The 19,914-nt window shown below is 50.1% G+C and carries 20 protein-coding genes and 1 other annotated feature; of the genes, 1 reads left to right on the top strand and 19 read right to left on the bottom strand.

Translation table 11 applies throughout. The annotated features are described in order from the left end of the window. Nucleotide 1: 1 nt before the first annotated feature. The 9 genes from AB4124_RS11455 to lspA form a co-directional block, all read right to left on the bottom strand. A complete protein-coding gene (locus tag AB4124_RS11455; protein ID WP_213645330.1) occupies nucleotides 2–1,138 on the bottom strand; it encodes a carbamoyl phosphate synthase small subunit in 1,137 nt (378 codons plus the stop codon). A gap of 60 nt (nucleotides 1,139–1,198) precedes the next feature. Then, on the bottom strand, nucleotides 1,199–2,500 hold the full coding sequence (locus AB4124_RS11460; protein ID WP_076320658.1) for a dihydroorotase: 1,302 nt from the start codon (nucleotides 2,498–2,500) through the stop codon (nucleotides 1,199–1,201). 121 nt (nucleotides 2,501–2,621) lie between these two features. Beyond that, nucleotides 2,622–3,533 (bottom strand): aspartate carbamoyltransferase catalytic subunit, encoded by a 912-nt coding sequence (locus tag AB4124_RS11465; RefSeq protein WP_179090579.1) that lies wholly within the window; start codon nucleotides 3,531–3,533, stop codon nucleotides 2,622–2,624. Further along, nucleotides 3,533–4,093 carry a bifunctional pyr operon transcriptional regulator/uracil phosphoribosyltransferase PyrR gene (gene pyrR / locus AB4124_RS11470; RefSeq protein ID WP_076320656.1) on the bottom strand — a complete coding sequence of 187 codons (561 nt, stop codon included), beginning with the start codon at nucleotides 4,091–4,093 and terminating at the stop codon, nucleotides 3,533–3,535. The genes AB4124_RS11465 and pyrR overlap by 1 nt, the downstream gene beginning before the upstream one ends. 318 nt (nucleotides 4,094–4,411) lie before the next feature. Next, entirely contained in the window at nucleotides 4,412–5,665 is a 1,254-nt protein-coding gene (locus AB4124_RS11475) for an LL-diaminopimelate aminotransferase (RefSeq protein ID WP_441972906.1), read from the bottom strand. A gap of 116 nt (nucleotides 5,666–5,781) precedes the next feature. Next, nucleotides 5,782–7,746: a ribosomal protection-like ABC-F family protein gene (gene abc-f / locus AB4124_RS11480; RefSeq protein ID WP_441972908.1), complete on the bottom strand. Its 1,965-nt coding sequence runs from the start codon at nucleotides 7,744–7,746 to the stop codon at nucleotides 5,782–5,784. A 142-nt stretch (nucleotides 7,747–7,888) separates the two neighbouring features. Next, a complete protein-coding gene (locus AB4124_RS11485; protein ID WP_179090564.1) occupies nucleotides 7,889–8,044 on the bottom strand; it encodes a hypothetical protein in 156 nt (51 codons plus the stop codon). Nucleotides 8,045–8,199: 155 nt separating this feature from the next. After that, nucleotides 8,200–9,171 carry an RluA family pseudouridine synthase gene (locus tag AB4124_RS11490; RefSeq protein ID WP_076320653.1) on the bottom strand — a complete coding sequence of 324 codons (972 nt, stop codon included), beginning with the start codon at nucleotides 9,169–9,171 and terminating at the stop codon, nucleotides 8,200–8,202. After that, nucleotides 9,171–9,671, bottom strand: coding sequence for a signal peptidase II (gene lspA, locus AB4124_RS11495; RefSeq protein ID WP_076320652.1), 501 nt, complete (start codon nucleotides 9,669–9,671; stop codon nucleotides 9,171–9,173). The genes AB4124_RS11490 and lspA overlap by 1 nt, the downstream gene beginning before the upstream one ends. 209 nt (nucleotides 9,672–9,880) lie before the next feature. Here lspA and AB4124_RS11500 point away from each other — a divergent pair, with 209 nt between their 5' ends. Further along, a complete protein-coding gene (locus AB4124_RS11500; protein ID WP_430112747.1) occupies nucleotides 9,881–10,621 on the top strand; it encodes a TraR/DksA C4-type zinc finger protein in 741 nt (246 codons plus the stop codon). Between the two features lie 61 nt (nucleotides 10,622–10,682). Here AB4124_RS11500 and AB4124_RS11505 read toward each other — a convergent pair whose 3' ends face one another. The 10 genes from AB4124_RS11505 to sigG form a co-directional block, all read right to left on the bottom strand. Then, nucleotides 10,683–11,030 carry a DUF5665 domain-containing protein gene (locus tag AB4124_RS11505; RefSeq protein ID WP_430113145.1) on the bottom strand — a complete coding sequence of 116 codons (348 nt, stop codon included), beginning with the start codon at nucleotides 11,028–11,030 and terminating at the stop codon, nucleotides 10,683–10,685. 239 nt (nucleotides 11,031–11,269) lie between these two features. Continuing rightward, nucleotides 11,270–14,359: an isoleucine--tRNA ligase gene (gene ileS, locus AB4124_RS11510; protein WP_441972912.1), complete on the bottom strand. Its 3,090-nt coding sequence runs from the start codon at nucleotides 14,357–14,359 to the stop codon at nucleotides 11,270–11,272. Between the two features lie 103 nt (nucleotides 14,360–14,462). After that, nucleotides 14,463–14,743, bottom strand: a binding site (T-box leader). Nucleotides 14,744–14,808: 65 nt separating this feature from the next. Further along, nucleotides 14,809–15,303: a DivIVA domain-containing protein gene (locus AB4124_RS11515; RefSeq protein ID WP_076320648.1), complete on the bottom strand. Its 495-nt coding sequence runs from the start codon at nucleotides 15,301–15,303 to the stop codon at nucleotides 14,809–14,811. A gap of 172 nt (nucleotides 15,304–15,475) precedes the next feature. Beyond that, nucleotides 15,476–16,258: a YlmH family RNA-binding protein gene (locus AB4124_RS11520; protein WP_339292861.1), complete on the bottom strand. Its 783-nt coding sequence runs from the start codon at nucleotides 16,256–16,258 to the stop codon at nucleotides 15,476–15,478. Between the two features lie 15 nt (nucleotides 16,259–16,273). Next, the gene (locus AB4124_RS11525; protein ID WP_076320646.1) at nucleotides 16,274–16,543 is read right to left on the bottom strand and encodes a YggT family protein; all 270 of its coding nucleotides are present in this window, start codon (nucleotides 16,541–16,543) and stop codon (nucleotides 16,274–16,276) included. Nucleotides 16,544–16,551: 8 nt separating this feature from the next. After that, nucleotides 16,552–16,998: a cell division protein SepF gene (locus AB4124_RS11530; RefSeq protein ID WP_009589651.1), complete on the bottom strand. Its 447-nt coding sequence runs from the start codon at nucleotides 16,996–16,998 to the stop codon at nucleotides 16,552–16,554. A gap of 2 nt (nucleotides 16,999–17,000) precedes the next feature. Then, complete coding sequence (locus AB4124_RS11535; protein ID WP_339271950.1) at nucleotides 17,001–17,690, bottom strand: YggS family pyridoxal phosphate-dependent enzyme; 690 nt, start codon at nucleotides 17,688–17,690, stop codon at nucleotides 17,001–17,003. Between the two features lie 8 nt (nucleotides 17,691–17,698). Further along, nucleotides 17,699–18,556 carry a peptidoglycan editing factor PgeF gene (gene pgeF / locus AB4124_RS11540; protein ID WP_430112740.1) on the bottom strand — a complete coding sequence of 286 codons (858 nt, stop codon included), beginning with the start codon at nucleotides 18,554–18,556 and terminating at the stop codon, nucleotides 17,699–17,701. A 69-nt stretch (nucleotides 18,557–18,625) separates the two neighbouring features. Next, nucleotides 18,626–18,925 (bottom strand): YlmC/YmxH family sporulation protein, encoded by a 300-nt coding sequence (locus AB4124_RS11545; RefSeq protein WP_243390607.1) that lies wholly within the window; start codon nucleotides 18,923–18,925, stop codon nucleotides 18,626–18,628. 196 nt (nucleotides 18,926–19,121) lie between these two features. Continuing rightward, on the bottom strand, nucleotides 19,122–19,904 hold the full coding sequence (sigG, locus tag AB4124_RS11550) for an RNA polymerase sporulation sigma factor SigG (RefSeq protein ID WP_006209087.1): 783 nt from the start codon (nucleotides 19,902–19,904) through the stop codon (nucleotides 19,122–19,124). Between the last annotated feature and the right edge of the window lie 10 nt (nucleotides 19,905–19,914).

Here is a 19,914-nt window from a genome sequence, read left to right on the forward strand (position 1 = left end):
ATTAATGAGCTCCTTTCACGGCTGCCGCCAGAACCGCTTGGCGCGGTTTCCGGATTTCATTCTGTTTATGGTCTCTTATCATCTCAAGAAATTGATCGAACAGATAGCTGCTGTCTTGCGGACCAGGTGCAGCTTCAGGATGATATTGCACGGAGAAGGCCGGGAATTTCGAGTGCTTCAAGCCTTCAATCGTTTTATCGTTATTGTTGATATGTGTAACTTCCAGATCCGTCCCTTTGACGGAATCTTCATTTACCGTATAGCCATGATTCTGGGAAGTGATGTAACAGCGTCCGCTGGCAAGCTCTTTTACCGGGTGGTTCCCGCCGCGGTGGCCGAATTTCAGCTTCTCGGTATCAGCGCCCGCAGCCAGTGCAAACAATTGGTGGCCAAGGCAGATGCCGAAGATCGGATATTCGCCAAGGAGTTCTTTGACCATATCGACCGCATACGGAACGTCTTTCGGGTCCCCAGGGCCGTTGGACAACTGAATGCCGTCCGGGTGAAGTCTGCGGATTTCATCGGCCGTCGTGTCATGCGGAACGACCATCACGTCGCAGCCGCGGGAAGTCAGTTCGCGCAGGATTCCGCTTTTTGCACCGAAGTCAACCAGAACGATCCGCTCCTTGGAGCCTGGGCTTGTAAACATTTGCGGCGTTGAGGTTTTTGCCACCTGGTTGCGGAGTTCGGCGATCGTCGTATCACCGAGCATCTCCTTAAGCTCTTCCACTGGCTTGTTGGAAGTGGTCAGAATCCCCTTCATCGTACCGTAGTGTCGAATGATCCGGGTCAACATCCGGGTATCAATCTCGCTGATCCCTGGAATACCGTATTCCTTCAATAAGCTGTCAACGCTATATTCTGCACGCCAATTGCTAGGAACAGGCTCATGACGACGAACAACGAATCCGTGGACGAACGGCCGAATGGATTCAAAGTCATCCCGCGTGATGCCGTAGTTTCCAATCAAAGGATACGTCATGGTCACGATCTGTCCACAGTAAGACGGGTCGCTCAGCACCTCTTGATATCCTGTAATCCCTGTATTGAAAACAACCTCTCCGGTCATTTCAGCATCCGCGCCAAAGGATTTTCCGCTGAACAGCGTTCCGTCCTCCAGTAACAATCTTGCCTGCATCCCGATCACTCCTGTCATCTATGTGTAATTTATTTTATAAGTCTTTTGCCTAAGTGTTACTTAAAATCCGTGCTGCTCCGACCATTTCACTTCGCCGTCCACCCAAGTCATCACAGGCCAGCCTTTCAGCTTCCAGCCTGTAAATGGCGTGTTGCGGCCTTTCGTTGCGAACTCTTCCGGATTCACTTCTTTCTCTGCTTCGAGGTCAATCATGGTCAAATCTGCTGCTTTACCAGCTTCCAGCACACCCGTTGCAAGACCAAATACTCTTGCCGGGTCGCTGGTCATCCGCTTCACCAGCAAGCCAAGATCCCATTTGCCTGTAGCGACAAATTGGGTATAGAGCAGCGGGAATGCTGTTTCGAATCCTACAATACCGAATGGTGCAAGCTCCATGCCTTTCGCCTTCTCTTCCGCGCTGTGCGGCGCATGGTCCGTTACGATCATATCGAGCGTTCCATCCAGCAGACCTTCTATACAAGCCTCCACATCACGCGGGGTGCGCAGCGGCGGATTCATTTTCCAGTTGGCATCCAGACCGGGAATATCTTCGTCAGAGAGAACCAGATGGTGCGGGCATACTTCGGCCGTTACCGAGATGCCTATTGCTTTAGCTTGGCGGATCAAGCGTACGGACTGCTCTGTGCTCACATGGCATACGTGGTAATGTACGCCGGTGGCTTCGGTAAGCAGAATGTCCCGTCCGACATGGATCGCTTCCGACTCATTGGGTATACCTTTCAGGCCGTGCTTCTGAGCGAACTTGCCTTCCGTCACGCAAGCCCCTTTTACAAGCGAGTCATCCTCACAATGAGCAATGACCGGCATGCCCAGCGCCTTCGCTTTGTTCATGGCATCTTTCATCATCTGTGCGTTCTGCACACCAACGCCATCATCCGTAAACCCGATCGCACCCGCTGCCTTCAAGGCCTCAAAATCCGTCAGTTCGCGGCCCAGCTCGTTTTTGGTAATGGCTGCGTAAGGCAGCACCTTGGCCAGACCCGCTTCGCTAGCCTTATCCAGCACAAGCTTCACCGTTTCCGGCGAATCGGTCACTGGTCTTGTGTTCGGCATGCAGGCAATGGTTGTAAAGCCGCCTTTCACTGCCGAGCGGCTGCCGCTCTCGATCGTTTCCTTGTGCTCATAACCCGGCTCTCTCAAGTGCACATGCATATCGATGAATCCCGGTGTGACCAGTTTGCCCTCGGCATCGATTAGTTGAACGTTATCGTCCATTTCCGGCAAAGCTGCGATATCACTTGCAACCGACTGAATCAATCCGTCTGCAATGACGATATGTTTATCTTCGAGCTGTCCTCGTTCATTGATCACTTTGGCATTCTTTATCACTTGCATTTGCATCTTGATTCCCTCCGCAGCAGAAGCACCATTCGCTTCTTTGTATATTGTATAATAAAAATTCACTTTTGTGTATAAATATTAGCGCATATTCATTCTATACACCGTATATCACGTTTTCGAATCAGCCCATCGCCCGTTCCATAACTGCCATGCGAATGGGCACTCCGTTCGCCATCTGCTTGAATATCATCGATTTAGGACTTTCCACGACCGCATCGTCGATTTCAACATTGCGATTCACCGGTGCCGGGTGCATAATCATCGTGTGCTCTGACAGCTTGGCCGCCCGTTCTTCCGTCAAACCATACTGCTGCCGGTATTCCGCGCTGGATTTGAATGCACCTTCGCTATGGCGTTCCAGCTGAACCCTCAGCATCATCACCACATCTGCCTTTAGTGCCTTCTCCATTGATACATAGGGCGCATACTGAGCTAGCTCTGGAGCCTGCATCGTTTCCGGTGCGCAGAATTGCACATGGGCTCCGAACTTCTGCAGTGCCCACAGGTCCGAACGCGCAACCCGGCTATGCTTGATGTCTCCGATAATGGATACCGTCAATCCTTTAAGCTCTCCGAAGCTTTTCTTCATCGTATACAGATCGAGCAGCGCCTGGGTAGGATGCTCGTTGTTGCCATCACCCGCATTGACTAGCGGGATCGAGATCCGCTCCCCAAGCTCCTGAAGCACTCCGGAGGGTTTCAGCCGGATGACGCCGGCATCGATCCCCATGGATTCCAGTGTTCTTACGGTATCGTAGATGGACTCGCCCTTCTCGACGCTGGAGGCTGCCGCTGCAAAGTTCATGACCTCGGCGCCGAGTCTTTTCTCAGCCATTTCAAACGAAAATCTCGTTCTGGTGCTGTTCTCGAAGAACATATTAACCGCAAATTTCGATTTAAGTACCGGCACCACTTTCTCGGACTGTGCTTCCCAATATGACGCCCGACTCAGGATCGATCCAATCTCGTCTCTGCTAATATCCTTCAAACCTAAGAGGCTACGTTCTTTCAATGAAATGGCTGTTGTCATGATTATCGTTCCTCTCTTTGGCTAATGGTCACTTCGTCCTTGCCGTCGAATTCGGTTAATGCAACCGTAATCTCCTCATGTTTGGAGGTAGGAACGTTCTTACCGATATAATCCGGTCGGATGGGCAGTTCGCGATGTCCGCGATCTGCCAGAACCGCCAGCTGTATCATTCTAGGCCGCCCGCAGTCCATCAGGGCATCCATCGCAGCCCGAATCGTCCGTCCCGTGTACAGCACGTCATCGAATAAAATGACTTTCTTGTCATGAATATTCAGGTGTTCCAGACTGCGCTTGGCTCCTTCTACCCGTTCTGCAGTGGCTTCTTTACTGTCACGGTCATCGCGGTAGGAAGTCACGTCGATCTCTCCCCATGGAATCGGCGTACCTTCAATCTCACTCATTCGCTCAGCGATTCGCTGAGCCAGGAACACGCCGCGTGTGCGAATGCCGACCAGGACACAGTCCTCGATCCCTTTATTCTTTTCCAATATTTCATGGGCAATTCTCGTTAGTGCGCGGCGGATGGCCGTCTCGTCCATAATCACATGCTGTTCGTTGCTCATCCTTAAATCCTCCTTCTAAACGTTTGATTAGCCCTCTTTAGTTCAGACGATCCGTGAGTTCATTACACACAAAAAAGCTCCTTGCCCGGCTGGACAAGGAGTTGATCTCATAGAGATAGTGTCGAAAGCGCAGCATCTATCCGCAGACAGAGCCATGCCTCCTGTTAATGAACCTCGGTTCACGTTACCTTGCCAGCCTCACGGGACTGATTTAAAGGTGCTATTCGATTGATCCCATTATGACAGACCCTACAGGAGATGTCAACAGCAATCATGTCGAGTAATGTCGTGTGCCAAGCGGAGTTTATATGGTGTTCATTAGAATTCAAATTCTACATCGCTAAGTCTTCTGCGAATTTCGGAAATGACGCGTTTCTCTTCTTCCTCGCCATCAGCAATAAAGGTTACGGAGAAGCGTACGAAGTGTCCCGCATCATCCCATGGTACGGTGGAGATCAATTTCTCGCGAATCAGATATTGTGAGAAATCTTCGCCGGATTCAAAACGGCGTCCGCCTTTAACGCCTTTTGGAGCCTCAACGTAGAGGAAGAAGGAACCCTTCGGCTTCTCGGCCGTAAAACCAAGTCCGTTCAACACGTCTACCAGCATGTTGTGGCGACGGGAATACTTCTCAGCAATCTTCTCCGTAATTTGCGGATTGTCCAGACCGTATGCGGCAGCTTTTTGAATGGCTATGAATTGTCCGGAATCGTTGTTGTCCTTCACATCACCAAAGGCTTTAACCACTAGCGGGTTACCGGAGATGAAACCAATGCGCCATCCTGTCATGTTATAAGATTTGGACAGGGAGTGAAGCTCTACCCCAACATCTTTCGCGCCGGGGACGGAGAGAAAGCTGAGGGGTTTCAAGCCATCGTAAGTGAGCGCTGCATAAGGAGCGTCATGGACAACAACAACGCCATACTTGCGGGCCCACTCGACAACCTCGGTGAAAAACTCGGCCGTTGCGCTGGCACCCGTCGGGTTGTTCGGATAGTTCAGGTAGAGCAGTTTGGCACGGCGCGCAATGTCCTCAGGGATCGAGTTGAGATCCGGCAGAAATCCATTCTCTTTTTTCAGCTCCACATTGTAAACTTCGCCGCCCAAGTACTTGGTATGCGTGCCGAGTACAGGATATCCGGGAACCGTCATGATGGTGATGTCCCCAGGATTAATGAAGCAGGACGGCAGCATGGCCAGTGCCGGCTTGGAACCAATGGAGTGCAGAACTTCTGTAGCGGCATCAATGCCTTCAACACCAAATACATTCTTCAAGTAGCGAACAGCCGCTTCCTTGAACTCCGGAATTCCGTTATCCGCATAACCGCGGTTTTCCCGCTTTGCCGCTTCTTCTGCCAGCTTCGCCACGATGCCTGCATCCGCCATCTCATCCGGCTCGCCAACTCCCATATCGATCAGCTCCGTGCCAGGGTGTTCCTGCTTCGCAGCTGCCTTCGCTCTTTTGATCTTCTCGAATTTATAAATGGCTGTATCTTTGCCATAACTAGCACCGCCGATCCGGTTGGCGAAGCTCTGTTGAATGTACGTTTCCTGATATTTATCCATACTCATGATTTGTATTCATCTCCTACTCATGCTTTCATACTCATCCTAAATATGCAGGAAAATCACAACTGGAGCCATGCATTATATATCAAATGATTTGTACTTTTTCGGCTGGGCGGAGCTTAAGTCAGCTCCAGCCATTCCGCAAGGAGCTCGTCACGACTCGTGGATAGCAATTCCCGCTCGTTCCAGCGCTGCTCGAGCAGCGACAGATCTGTATCCTCGTGTAAATCATCGCCTTCCGTCTCGAGCCAGTCGTCAAGCTGCCGGATGCGGAACTCTATACGAGCAATTTCCTCCTCCAACCATTTGGACCTTACGGCGGAAGAGCGATCCGCGTTTACGCGTTTGGAAAGCGGAGCAGGGCTATCCTTCGCTTGGGGCTGCTGCGCCACCTTCTGTTTGGTAATACCTTCACTCCCCGCTGATAGCTCCCTTCCTATCAATGCCGCTTCAAGCTGTTCTTTCTTAGCTCGGAAATCATCATAATTCCCATGATAGACAGTCAGCTTCCCTTGATTCAAATCCCACACTTTGCGAGACACTTGATTCACGAAATAACGGTCATGGGAAATGGCAAGAACGGTCCCCGCATAATCCTGCAGTGCGTCCTCCAATGCTTCACGGGAGGCAATATCCAGATGGTTCGTGGGTTCATCCAGAAGCAGCAGGTTCGGCTTCTGATGGATTAGCAGCGCTAGTCTCAATCGTGTCCATTCCCCTCCGGACAACTGCCCCACCGATCTGAACACGGCCGCACCATAGAACAGATACCTTGCCAATATTCCTCGAGCTTCTCCCTCTTCTACTCCAGCCTTCTCCCGGAAATATTGAAGCACCGTTTCCTTCGGATTGTCCGGTTCCTCCTGCTGAGCGAGGTAGCCTACATCGACACGCGAACCCCATTCAAGCGAACCGGAATCAGGCGTAAGCTCGCGCAACAGCACTTTGAACAGCGTTGTTTTCCCGCTACCGTTCGAGCCCATCAGCGCAATTTTCTCGCCAAATTCGATTAGACCAGATGCTCCCCTCAGCACCGCCTGATTCCCATAAGAAACCTCAACTTGCTCAAAGTATGCCACGCGGCGACCGGAACGATCCTGAGGATTCAGTTCAAAATCAGCCTGTCTTCGTTCCAGCACGGGCCTCTTTACCCGCTCCATCCGCTCCAGCGCCCGCCTCATGGAAGCCGCGCGCTTGAAAAACTTCTCATTGCCGCCAATCCGGCCGAACTCTTCAAGTTGCTTGATGGATTCCTTCATCTTCTTGATTACTTTCTGCTGCTCCTGATAGTCTGCAAACTGCTGCAGCAAACGCTCTTCCTTATCTTTCATGAACGCGGTGTAGCCACCATAGGCAGTAAAAGCTTCACCATCTTCAAGCTCAATCGTTTTGGACACGACCCGATCCAGAAAATATCGGTCGTGGGAGATTAAGACGCAGGTTCCCGGATATTCGCGTAAGAATTCCTCCAGCCATTCCGTACGTGCCAAATCCAGATGGTTGGTCGGTTCATCAAGCAAGAGCAAATCCGGCTGTACGATCAGCTGCGATGCCAGCGCGACACGGGTTTGTTCTCCACCGGACAACGAGCCAAAGGCCAGTCCGTACTCGCTCTTGGGTATTTGCAGCCCGGTAGCGATTTTGTCGATGCTCGCTTCCAGCTCATAACCCCCCTCTGTTTCAAACCGCTCTTGAAGTGATGAGTATTTCCGCAGCACTCGATCGAGCAGTTCCGCATTTCCAGCAATGTCTGGGTCACTCATTTTCTCCTCAAGCTCCGTCATTTCCGCTCGGTAATCCTTCAAGTGACTCAACCCCTGTGACAATACATCCAGCACCGTCCAGGTATCCATATGGCTCGGAATCTGCTCTAAATATCCGATTTTTGCCCCCTTCTTTATAGCCAGCTGCCCTTCGTTTGGCTGATCCAAACCGGCAAGCAGGCGCATCAGCGTCGACTTCCCGCTGCCGTTCCTTCCAATAAGCGCAACCTTCTCGCCTTCCTGTATTTCAAACGATATCTGGTCCAGTACCAGATGAGCACCGTGGTATTGCGTCATTTTCTGTACATTGATTATATTCATTCTAGGTTTCCTCCTGTATGCTGCGAACATTCAACCTGTTCGAAGAGCGTATAGATTAGGGAGAAGACCCGGACTGCAAACGCAAAAAGGGCCCACAGAGCAAGCTCCGCGGACCCTTCAAGAGTTGTAAGCCTAAATAGGCTTAATCCGTGCAGGCAGGCAGGTGACTTCTCGCGATGGTACAAACCGTATTTGTAAAATTGGACAGACCTCTCCCGTTGTAGAGAAATGCATGAACAATGCCAGCCATAGCTAAAGGCAGCTGGCTAATACGGTTGTTAACCATCTCGATATTCATCCTGCTCACCTCCTTCATCAAAAGTTATCGTCACTATAACATATCCCGGGATGGAATGGCAAGAAAAATAGCCCCACAAAGTGGAGCTTATACTTCGATGCTTACTCCAAATACTTTGCGGTGACCCCAAAACAGATAAATGCAAAAAGGAACCGCTAGCGGCCCCTTAGAATCGTCAAAAGTTCTTCCATATCATTCGGCATCGGCGCCGAATACTCCATATACTCACCACTCGAAGGATGGACAAAACCCAAAACGGCTGCGTGAAGGGCTTGGCCGTCCAATTTTATGCCCTTGCTCTTGCCGTATACGGGATCCCCCACGAGAGGATGGCCGATATACTTCATATGCACGCGGATTTGATGCGTACGCCCTGTCTCCAGCTTCAGTTCAAGAAGAGTGTAATCGCCGAAGCGTTCTATGACGGTAAAATGGGTTACCGCATGCTTGCTGTTCCGGTCCGTGACCGTATACAATTTACGATCATGTGCATCCCGCCCGATTGGCGCGTCAACGGTCCCTTGATCATGACTCATATTGCCATGAACCAAAGCCAGATAACGACGGTTCACGCTGTGATCCTTCAACTGAGCCGCAAGAGAAGCATGAGCTTTATCATTCTTCGCTGCCATAATAAGACCAGTTGTATCTTTATCAATCCGATGCACGATGCCAGGCCGGAGTTCACCGTTAATGCCTGACAAATCCTTGCAGTGAAACATTAATGCGTTCACAAGAGTGCCCGAGGAATGACCAGGAGCCGGATGAACAACCATCCCTCTTGGCTTGTTCACAACAATGACGTCTGCATCTTCAAACGCGATCTCTAACGGGATGTCCTCCGGAATAATCTCTACTGCCGATGGCTCAGGAACCTTCAGCAGGATGCGGTCACCCTGACTCACTTTGTAATTAGACTTAACCGGACCTTCATTAACGATGACATGTCCATCGGTAATCCATAACTGCACCTGGGAGCGTGAAACATTCTCACCGAGGTTCTCTGTTATGTATTTATCTATACGGGTTTTGGCAGATTCTGCATCTACCGTCCACTCATAGGTTTCGGATTCGTGCCCTGTTTCGCCTGTCCATTCCGTATCTGTATCCATACCGTCTTGCAACATTATTCATTCCCTTCTGTGCCAGAAACTTCACTTGTTGTCTGTATCTTCTCGCGTCTTCCTTCCAGAAGCGTATCCAATATGATCAATCCTACACCGATGACAATACAAGAATCGGCAATATTAAAAATCGGGAATGTGTAGCTGCCAAAATTAAATTGCAGGAAATCGACAACCTCTCCCATCACCAACCGATCGATGAAGTTCCCAATTGCCCCGCCAAGTACAAGCGCAAGAGCCGTAGGCAGCAGCTTACGTCCTTCTTTCGATACCTTCCGCAGGTACCAGACAATCCCGCCCACAACGATTAGCGTCACCACTATGAAGAACCATAATTGATCCTGCAGTATGCCAAACGCGGCTCCCCGGTTTCGGCTCGAGGTAATCAGGAAGAAGTCTCCGATCACAGGGATCTGTTCATAAAGCTCCAGCTTCGAGGCAATCAAGTACTTGGTTCCCTGATCGATAAGAAATAAAACAAATGCAATCAAATAATACACCACTTGTTTATGTCACTCCGTTCTTGTCTTCTCCAATCTTGCGATCACTTCGCTGATCGGTCAGTAACTCGTCTTATTGTAGCACAGCGGCTCAGAAACCGTCCATTCCTGTCCAGTGGCGAGAACATTTTCCGTCAGTAAAACCATCTCAATGGGTGCACTCTATACATATGAACCAGAAGGTCAACTTCGGACCATGAAAGGAGCCTGACATGTCGCATCTAACTCAGGAGCAACTCAATAATTTGCAACAAAAGCTGATGGATCGAAAGGTTGAGCTTGAACGGCGCATGGTATATAACGACCAACATGGGCTGGGGGAATCGGAGCGAGATATGACCGGCGAGCTGTCCCATATTGATAATCACCCTGGGGACTTGGCAAGCGAGATGTTTGAAAGAGGAAAAGACCTCGCCCTTCAGGATAGGGTGGATCAGGAGCTGCAGCGAGTTATTTTTTCGCTTGAAGCGATTCATCATGGCCGTTACGGCGTGTGCCTTACCTGCGGCCAGCCGATTCCGTACGAGCGGTTGGAGGTTCTCCCGGATACGCAATATTGTATAAAAGACACGCCTCGTGAACGAGTCTCCCGTGATCGTCCGGTTGAGGAGGAAGTCCTTGCTCCCGCTTTTGGAAAATCCAGTATGGATGAGCACGAGTATGCTGCGTTTGACGGCGAGGACGCCTGGCAGATCGTCGAAAGCTGGGGTAGCTCCAATTCCCCTGCTCTGGCGGAAGGCAACGAAATTGACAGCTATAACGAGATGGATATCGAGAATGGCGATGATCAAGGCGGATTTGTTGAAGTGTATGAAAATTTCGTTGCAACCAATATCGATGGCTCCGAAGTGTTTATCGTTCGAAGTCCGCAATATGTCGATTACCTAAACCGGGGCGAAGGAAGTTACCTGCTGGATCCCCATGCCGACCCTGATGATGAATCATTCAGCTAAATAACTTTTATGACCGGCAGCATAAAATTGGATGCAGTGCTGCCGGGCATTACATACAAACTCACGTTAGTTCAAGCTGACGCTGAACGATCCGAACAATATCCGCAATGTAGTCGCCGATAATTGGCAAGTTCAACGCGCCAAGCGCCTGCAGGGCGTATATAATGGTCGCCGCAAAAAAGGTAAAGCCAATCGCGATTCCCACACCCCGGGCCGACCCGGCCAGCAGATTGGTCCATATCAATTTCCATGGGCGGTTCAGCAGCTGGGTGTATTCAGCGATTCGGGCCTTCTCCAGCTGCTCTGCAATGTCCGTGGTCATGCGGTGTATAGCGCTCAATTGGTCCCGCTCATCCTCCAACGGCTTTTTTTGTTCAGTTGACACCCCAGCTTCCGGTTTCTCTGCCATGTCCACCGCCCCTTTGCCTAAACTAATCGACATCAAATAAATGAGATCAAGAGCAGCTACATCACCATGTGTGCTCGCAGTCTGTTTATCATTACTTTTGATTTCGCTGATTATTATGCATCAATTGGAAGAATCCCATTCGTTCGTGAGAATCACCTGTCGAAAACCGATACTTTTTTGAACACGAAAAAACACTGCCCCTTGTAGATAAGGGCAGTGTTGTATAACCAATTTATTACTTATGCGATTTGGATGCCAATGGTTTTGCTACCAAGCTCAACCCGCTCCATGCCTTCGCTTTGTCCGAATTGCAATTCGTTAACCAGGACATTCTCGCGCAGCACATCTTCAAATGCAGTGATCGCAACTTTAAGCTCATCATCTGTATCCAGGGTCAGATTGACCCGCTTCTCGATCGGAAGGTCCAGCTTCTTCCGCGTATCCTGTACGGCACGCACGACTTCGCGAACCCAGCCTTCTTGCTCCAGCTCTGGCGTGATGTCCGTATTGAGCGCCACGGTTAAACCATAACCTGAAGCAGATGCGAAACCTTCCTTCGCCTTCTTCTCCACCAGCAGCTCTTCGGACGTGATCTGTAATTCTTCACCTTCCGGCGAAGTAACGTTCACGCCGCCCGTTTGCACCACCTTGCGGGTCTCGTCACTGCTCATGCCTTTCAGGAACCCTTGCAGGAAACCGATATTTTTACCGTATTTCTTGCCTGCGACCTTCAGGTTCATTTTGAGTGTAAAATCGACGAAACCACTATCGCTGGTCTCCACCTCAATCACTTTGACATTAATCTCATCCTTGATGATGTCTTGATAACCGGAGAGATCAAACTCACGATCCATCGACACAATCAGCTCAGACAGCGGCTGACGCGTTTTGATCCCTGTCTCGTTGCGGACGTTGCGCGCGAGCTCTACGATCTGTCTTGCCGTCTCCATGTCCTGCTCAAGCGCCTTGTCGATCAATGCTTCGTAGGATTGCGGGAAGTCGGCCAGATGCACGCTTTCTCCTCCGCCCAAATTCACGAAAATGTCTTCAGACAGCATCGGCGTGAATGGAGCCATCAGCTTGGAGAGGGTCAGCAGCACATGTGTAAGCGTTCCATAAGCCGCCAGCTTATCTTCTCCGAGTCCGCTGCCCCAGAAACGGTCACGCGAACGGCGGATATACCAGTTGCTCAGCTCATCCACATAAGCTTCAATTGCTTTTGCCGCATTCAGGAAATCATTCACAGCCAATCCCTTGTCAACCACTTGAATTAAGCTGTTCAGGCGGGACAGAATCCAGCGGTCCAGCTTATGGTCCGATCCCTTGAAGTCATGTTCCTTCGGATCATAGCCGTCAATACCGGCATACAGCGTCAGGAATGCATGAGTATTGACCAGCGTATCCACAACCTTGGATTTGGCTTCGCCAACAATTCCCTTCGAGAAGCGTTTGCTGTTCCATGGCGCACTGTCAGCCAGCAGCGCCCAACGGAACGCATCCGTGCCGTACTCTTCGATGATTTCCCAAGGATCGATGACGTTGCCTTTGGATTTGGACATCTTCTGTCCGTTCTCATCAAGAATATGACCTGTGGCCATAACCGCTTTATAAGGCGCTTTACCCGTGAAGAGCGTCGATACGGCGAGCAAGCTGTAGAACCAGCCGCGCGTCTGGTCAATCCCTTCGCAGATCATATCGGCAGGATACTGCTGTTCGAATTTCTCCTTGTCCTCGAACGGATAATGGTATTGCGCATACGGCATCGATCCGCTGTCAAACCATACGTCGATGACTTCCGAGGTCCGCTCCATCACGCCGCCTTCACAGTGAGGGCATTTCACTTTCACTTCATCCACATAAGGTTTATGCAGCTCCAGATCCTCCGCTACCTCACCTACCGCGTTGGCGCGAAGCTCCGCAATGCTGTGCGGCGAGAATTGTCCTTCACAAGAATCGCAGACCCATACATTGAGCGGCGTTCCCCAATAACGGTTCCGGCTGATGTTCCAATCGACCAGATCTTCAAGGAATTTGCCGAAGCGGCCGTCGCGCACATGGCCCGGATACCAGGTTACCTCATTGTTGTTCGCGATTAGTTGATCCTTAACCGCTGTCGTTTCGATAAACCAGCTCTCCATTGCATAATAGAGCAGCGGGGACTTACAGCGCCAGCAGAATGGATAGCTGTGCTCGTATTTCTCCTTGCTGTACAGCAGTCCTTTTTCAGACAATGCCTTCACAATGTCCAGATCGCAATCCTTGACAAAGCGTCCGGCAAAATCCGTCACTTCATCGGTGTAACGGCCTTGGCCGTTCACGACACTCACGAAGCTGATGCCATTCTCGCGGCACACGCGATAGTCATCTTCACCGTGTGCAGGCGCCATGTGTACAATCCCCGTACCGCTTGCATCGGTAACAAAGGATGCGCCGACGATGAGATTTGCTTTCTCCGCTTGTACATACGGGAACGGAGGATCGTAAGTCTTGCCGACCAGTTCAGAACCTTTCAGCGTCGATAGAACGGTAAAGTCGCCCTTCATGACATCCTCTACCAGATTCTTAGCCACGATATAGATGCCATCCTCCTGCTCGACGCGGGCATAATCCATATCCGGATTAACGGCCAGCGCTACGTGGGACGGAAGCGTCCAAGGCGTCGTCGTCCATGCCAGTACATACTCTCCGCTGTCATGCAGCTTAAACTTCGCCGTTGCACTAAGGTCTTTAACATCCTCATAACCCTGAGCCACTTCGTGGGAGCTGAGCGTGGTCTGACAGCAAGGGCAGTATGGGCTTACGCGGTGACCACGATACAGAAGGCCTTTATCATGAATCGTCGCCAAAATGTTCCATACGCTCTCGATATAGTTGTTCTCGAGCGTGATGTACGGATGATCCAGATCGGTCCAATAAGCGATCGCTTCAGTCAGCTCGCGCCATTTATGCTCATATTCAAATACGCTGGATTTACACTTTTTGATAAAAGCTTCAACGCCATAATTCTCGATCTCCTGCTTGCCGGAAATGCCAAGCTGCTTCTCTACGCCAAGCTCCACCGGAAGTCCGTGCGTATCCCAGCCCGCTTTCCGAACGACATGGAAGCCTTTCATCGTCTGATAACGGCCCACAAAATCCTTGATAACCCGGCCGAGCACATGACCGATATGGGGCGCGCCGTTTGCGGTTGGGGGACCTTCGTAGAATACATAGTTCGGCTTGCCGGCCCGCAGCTCGATTGATTTCTTGAACGTATTCTCCTCGTTCCATTTGTTTAAGATGCGCAGTTCTCTTGCCCGCGCCTTCTCCTTGACATCTACTTTGTTCATGCAGATCTTCCTTTCACTCTTTTTCGAGGTTGTTCAAAAAGTCCGATTTTGAACTCGCCCTTTTTCGTAAATCTTCTGTGAAAATAAAAAAAGGCCTCATCCCCCAAGGGACGAGAACCTGTTCTCGCGTTACCACCCTAATTTCGCTTAACCGACTTTTCGCTAAAAAGCCTGCGCAAGCGACACCTCAATGTCCATGCCTGTATGTAATAGGCAAGGTCCGATGTAACGTTCGGCTGACGGTTCAGCTTACGCACGCGGTTAAACGCTTCAGCTTCACTTCTCCGGGATGATCTTCTGCTTGGTCTGAACGCCGGGCTTTCAGCAACCGCCGGCTCTCTGAGGGACAGATCCTTCGCGTACTATTCCCATCAACGAATTCTTGTATAAATCAACAATATGTTATTAGTTATAGACTCTTTCGCGAGAAAAGTCAACTGGATACCCGCCTAGTATACCTCTTTAGGTTCAAGACTCGGTTCACGGTTCTCCAGCGTCTCCCAGCCTTCTTGTTTCAAAAGTTCCAGCTGCGCCTCAACCAAGGAACGGAAGCGGGTGCGGTAGATGGAAGCCTGCTTCTTCAGCTCTTCAACCTCAAGCGCGATTTTGCGGGATTTACCTAGCGCATCGTTAATGATCCGGTCCGCATTCTTCTCGGATTCCTTTATGATCAGCTGAGCTTCCTTCTTCGCGTTGTTCTTCAGCTCATCCGCCGCCTCCTGAGCGACAATGATGGTCTTAGACAAGGTTTCCTCAATATTCGAAAAATGATCCAGTCTTTCTTGCATCGTCATAAGCTGGTTACCCAACTCTTTGTTCTCCCGGATCACACTTTCATAATCCTTAATAATCTGATCCAAAAACTCGTTGACCTCGTCCTCATCATAACCCCGAATTCGACGGGCAAATTCCTTGTTATGTATATCAAGCGGCGTCAATGGCATGGTGTGCACCTCCTAAATATATGGGCCTTACAGGACGGTTCATCCGCTGTGTTAGCCAAACCACCCGTCCGTGAAGACAATAGCGGTCATTTACGATTTATCGGTAAATCCATTGTAATTTTGAATGACACTTTGTACTCATTCGACAAAAAAACGGCAATTCCTTCAAAGGTCAGGCATATTTCCCAACCTTGATACGGTACCGCCCTTTTTTCGTCAGGCTTCCTGTCTCCAAAACTTTAAACCGCCCAAATCCTTGGATGGAAACGACATCGCCTTCTTTTAAATTCGTTGAGGGATCCTCTTCCACTTTCCAGTTCACGCGGCATCGGCCAGCCTTGATCGGCACCACGATTTTCGTACGGCTGATGCGGTATGCATCACTGGCGATCCCGTCGAGTCTCATGGAAGATACCGTAATGTCCATCGTTTCAAAATTCGTGCGGGCAACCTGAAGCTTGTCCAGCGGCAGCAGTTCCGTCATCACATGCACCCGGTGGACCTGGCTGAGATTCAGATGGAGGAACGCGCTAATGTCGTCGGCAACGACCGCATGGCAGCCGTCCGCGAGCACATGGATGTCACCGATCTTCGATCTTTTAATGCCAAGACCCAATATCGAACCCATATAATCGCCATGCTCCAGCTCCAGAAACTTCTGATCTCCGGAAGAGATGCTGAGCACCTTCATCTTGAAATCCTCGCCTTCAAGCGCTCGGTAATCCGGAGCGATCAACGCTCGCGCGCGTTCTGCATCAGCATGTCCACCATCAAACATAGCATGCACATCCGGATGACGATTCACAAGCGATTCCAGAATGAATCGCTGCCGAGGGTCCAGGAAATCCGTCAGTTTTGCTTCATGGTATTGTCCGGCATTGACAACCCACTCCCAAGCCCGGTCCACAAATTCCCGTTCATCCTTGTGAAAATGATCATAGATGTCCAGTCTCATCACTGATTCACCTGCTTACAGGAAATATCCGAGAATAGCGTACACGCCGCGCTGTGCCAGTTGAAGCACAAACAGTGCGACGATCGGGGAAATATCGATCATACCCATGATCGGCGGAATGAAGCGGCGAAAAGGTGATAGATACGGCTCCACTAACTTGCCAAGCAGCTCACCGATAAAGCTTTCTCTCACGTTCGGAAGCCATGACATTAAAACGTAGACCAAGATCATATAAAAATAAATTTGGAACAGTGTTCCGACTATACTGTAAATTTCGTAGGTCAAAGCCTAAATCACCTCATTCTGTTATATTCATGCTCGTCCGCTAGAATCTCCGAGATTGAACCTTGGATCTCCACGGTGTCCGGCGTGCATAGGAAGATGTTCCCGCCCACCTTTGAAATTCCGCCGCTAAGCGCATACACGGTTCCGCTTAGAAAATCGATAATGCGCAGCGCTTGATCATTCCTCACACGCTGCAGATTGACCACAACGGTTCGGAAGGAGCGCAGATGATCTGCAATCTCCTGTGCTTCATCATATGAACGAGGCTCCACTAATACCACCTTAACGTTCTTCTGTGAATGAATGCTAACGATATTGCCGCTCTTTTGGTTCTTCCGATGATCAAACGGCGTTGCCTCCACCGGCTCTTCCTGCGAGGCCAGAACCTCGCGTTCCACAACTTCTTCTTCCTCTTGCAGTCCCAAGAAATTCATAAACCGGTTCATCACGCCCATCGTCAATCCTCCTCTTTCCCTACTAAAATCGAGCCGAGACGCACCCAGGTCGCCCCTTCCTCTATGGCTACTTCAAAGTCATTGGACATGCCCATGGACAATTCAGTCAATGGCTCCGCCGTAAGCGCCTGCTTGTTCAGCTCATCTCTTAGTTGTCTTAAACCACGAAATACAGGACGCGTCTGCTCCGCCGACGATTCGTATGGAGCCATGGTCATGAGTCCGGTCACCTTTACGTGTGAAAGACTGTTGATTTCCTTCAAAAACTCGGCTGCTTGCTCAGGAGGCAAGCCATACTTGGATTCCTCACCCGAGATATTGACCTGCATAAAGGCGGATACCTGCAGATTCAGCGCAGCAGCCCTCTTCTCCAGCTCATGGGCCAAGGACAAGCGGTCGAGCGAATGAATATATTGAAATTTATCAATGACATCCCGGACCTTATTGGTCTGAAGATGGCCGATGAAATGCCATGTGCCGCGATCTCCAAGAGCTTCCCACTTCGCCTGGGCATCCTGCCAGCGATTCTCGCCAATATGCTGCAGACCCTGATCCAGTACCGAAGCTGTCATATCCAAGGAGACATATTTAGTAACCGCAATGATATTTACATCATTTCGGTCCCTGCCACTTCTTGCGCAAGCCTCCGTTATTCGCTGTTCCACTTGATCGATACGTTCCTTCAAACTCAAGGGACGACTCACCTCTTTCTCATCCCGATCCAACTCGCCATACGACCCGTCGTCCCTCCATCTTTACGATAGGAGAAGAACAGATCGTGATTGCAGCTTGTACACCATGATGTACATTCGATATGTTCCGCCAATATTCCTGCTTTAATCATAATGTGTCTGTTTATTTCTTTCAAGTTCAGCATGTATTTCCCGTGTCCCTTGTCGATATAAACAGCTGAATTTGTAACTTCCTCGGATATAAACTCCCCGATTCCAATATCACGGACACGATCCATGACCCGATCATCTACCTCGTAACAGCACTCGCCTATGGATGGACCAATCGCTGCGTGAATGTGCTGAGGCAAACTTCCGTATTCCACAGCCATCCTGTCGACCATATTCTCAGCGATGCTTCCCACGGTCCCCTTCCACCCGGCGTGTGCCAAACCAACAGCACCCGTAACCGAATCCCAGAAATACAGCGGCACGCAGTCCGCGTAGAAGGACGTCAATAAAACGCCGGGAACATTGGTTACAAGTCCATCCGTGTCTTGAAAAGCCGAGGCTCGGTCCAAGCTCCCTCTGCCCCTGTCCTTATCATGAACCACGCCAATCTGAACATCATGGACCTGTTCACCGCAAGTCCAGTCTTCCAGAGAAAAGCCAAGCGCCGCAGCGGTCCGTTTCCGGTTCTCTACAATGTCACCCGGCTCGTCTCCGACATGAAAGGCTAAATTCAAACTATCATAGGGGGCCTGGCTAACGCCGCCATGCCGGCCTGTAAAACCGGCCGTGAGTGCGGCGCTTCCCGATCCCCCACTCCATTTTTCGAGCACAAACAGACTCGGTGTCTGCTGATCTTGCCTAACAAACGGTTCCATGAGCATCCCACCTCTATGACCAGTGTAACAGAAAACCTACGCCGGAGACACATTAACCCATCTGTCTGTTTAGAAGGATCGCCGGTCCGGTCGTTCAAGGTATTCCACCGATTCCGGATCATCGGGCGTTCTTCGCAATTCCTCCATTTTGACAAGGACGACATCCGAGCCAATCTTGACGATATTTCGCCACGGAATAATCAAGTCGCTCCCGCCGCCGAACAGCCCCATAAATTTACCGTAGCTAGGCACCACAATCGCTTCAATCCGGCCCTGCCGCAAGTCCAGCTCCAGATCGCTGATCTGTCCGAGCCGCTTGCCATCAATGATATTAATAACATCCTTCGTTTGAAAATCGGAAATTTTCATCTTTTTCCCCACCATTTGATTATCAGGTATCATGCACATCACACCTTAGATGTATTTGAAGGTTAGCCGTCCATCCGTTTTCATTCCATATCCCTCTGTTCAATATATGAGCCGATTGGGTAAAATAGCTTATTTAAAATTAAAAAAACGATCCCATGAACGGGATCGTTATCTGTTCGATTGATGGCTGGTCTACTTACGTTTTGACGTGTTTCTGCATCTGCTTGATCGCTGACTTCTCCAGGCGGGACACTTGAGCTTGGGAGATGCCGATTTCATCCGCAACTTCCATCTGGGTCTTGCCTTCATAAAAGCGCATGGATAAAATCATTTTCTCGCGTTGTCCGAGCTTGTGCATCGCTTCCCGGAGGGCTATTTCCTCAATCCAGGACACATCTTTGTTCTTATCATCACTGATTTGATCCATCACATATATCGGATCGCCACCATCATGATAAATCGGCTCAAACAGCGAAACGGGATCCTGAATAGCATCAAGTGCAAAAACAACGTCTTCCTTGGGCACGTTCAGCGCTTCGGAAATTTCAAAAATCGTCGGTTCACGCGAGTTCGCATTTGTCAGCTGATCCCTGACCTGAAGCGCCTTGTAAGCAATATCACGCAGTGATCGGGAGACGCGAATCGGGTTATTGTCCCTTAAGTACCGACGTATTTCTCCGATAATCATCGGTACGGCATACGTGGAAAATTTAACATTTTGCGATAAATCAAAATTGTCAATGGCTTTCATCAATCCGATGCAGCCTACCTGAAACAGATCATCAACAAACTCTCCCCGATTGTTAAACCTTTGGATGACACTGAGCACCAGTCTCAGGTTGCCGTTCACCAGTTTTTCTCGAGCCGATCGTTCATTGTTCTGCTGCAGATTATGAAACAGTTCCCTCATTTCCACATTCGTCAGAACAGGCAGTTTTGACGTATCCACACCACAAATTTCAACTTTGTTTCGCGTCATGATGACTAAC

Origin of the sequence: Paenibacillus sp. 2KB_20, from assembly GCF_052115765.1 — a bacterium.
Taxonomy (GTDB): Bacteria; Bacillota; Bacilli; order Paenibacillales; family Paenibacillaceae; genus Paenibacillus_AQ.

Coding starts and splice junctions, on each gene's coding strand:
- AB4124_RS11455 (WP_213645330.1), bottom strand. CDS start 1,138: ATGCAGGCAAGATTGTTACTGGAGGACGGAACGCTGTTCAGCGGAAAA.
- AB4124_RS11460 (WP_076320658.1), bottom strand. CDS start 2,500: ATGCAAATGCAAGTGATAAAGAATGCCAAAGTGATCAATGAACGAGGA.
- pyrR (WP_076320656.1), bottom strand. CDS start 4,093: ATGAGCAACGAACAGCATGTGATTATGGACGAGACGGCCATCCGCCGC.
- AB4124_RS11475 (WP_441972906.1), bottom strand. CDS start 5,665: ATGAGTATGGATAAATATCAGGAAACGTACATTCAACAGAGCTTCGCC.
- abc-f (WP_441972908.1), bottom strand. CDS start 7,746: ATGAATATAATCAATGTACAGAAAATGACGCAATACCACGGTGCTCAT.
- AB4124_RS11485 (WP_179090564.1), bottom strand. CDS start 8,044: ATGAATATCGAGATGGTTAACAACCGTATTAGCCAGCTGCCTTTAGCT.
- AB4124_RS11490 (WP_076320653.1), bottom strand. CDS start 9,171: ATGTTGCAAGACGGTATGGATACAGATACGGAATGGACAGGCGAAACA.
- AB4124_RS11500 (WP_430112747.1), top strand. CDS start 9,881: ATGTCGCATCTAACTCAGGAGCAACTCAATAATTTGCAACAAAAGCTG.
- AB4124_RS11505 (WP_430113145.1), bottom strand. CDS start 11,030: ATGGCAGAGAAACCGGAAGCTGGGGTGTCAACTGAACAAAAAAAGCCG.
- ileS (WP_441972912.1), bottom strand. CDS start 14,359: ATGAACAAAGTAGATGTCAAGGAGAAGGCGCGGGCAAGAGAACTGCGC.
- AB4124_RS11515 (WP_076320648.1), bottom strand. CDS start 15,303: ATGCCATTGACGCCGCTTGATATACATAACAAGGAATTTGCCCGTCGA.
- AB4124_RS11520 (WP_339292861.1), bottom strand. CDS start 16,258: ATGAGACTGGACATCTATGATCATTTTCACAAGGATGAACGGGAATTT.
- AB4124_RS11530 (WP_009589651.1), bottom strand. CDS start 16,998: ATGGGCGTGATGAACCGGTTTATGAATTTCTTGGGACTGCAAGAGGAA.
- pgeF (WP_430112740.1), bottom strand. CDS start 18,556: ATGGAACCGTTTGTTAGGCAAGATCAGCAGACACCGAGTCTGTTTGTG.
- AB4124_RS11545 (WP_243390607.1), bottom strand. CDS start 18,925: ATGAAAATTTCCGATTTTCAAACGAAGGATGTTATTAATATCATTGAT.
- sigG (WP_006209087.1), bottom strand. CDS start 19,904: ATGACGCGAAACAAAGTTGAAATTTGTGGTGTGGATACGTCAAAACTG.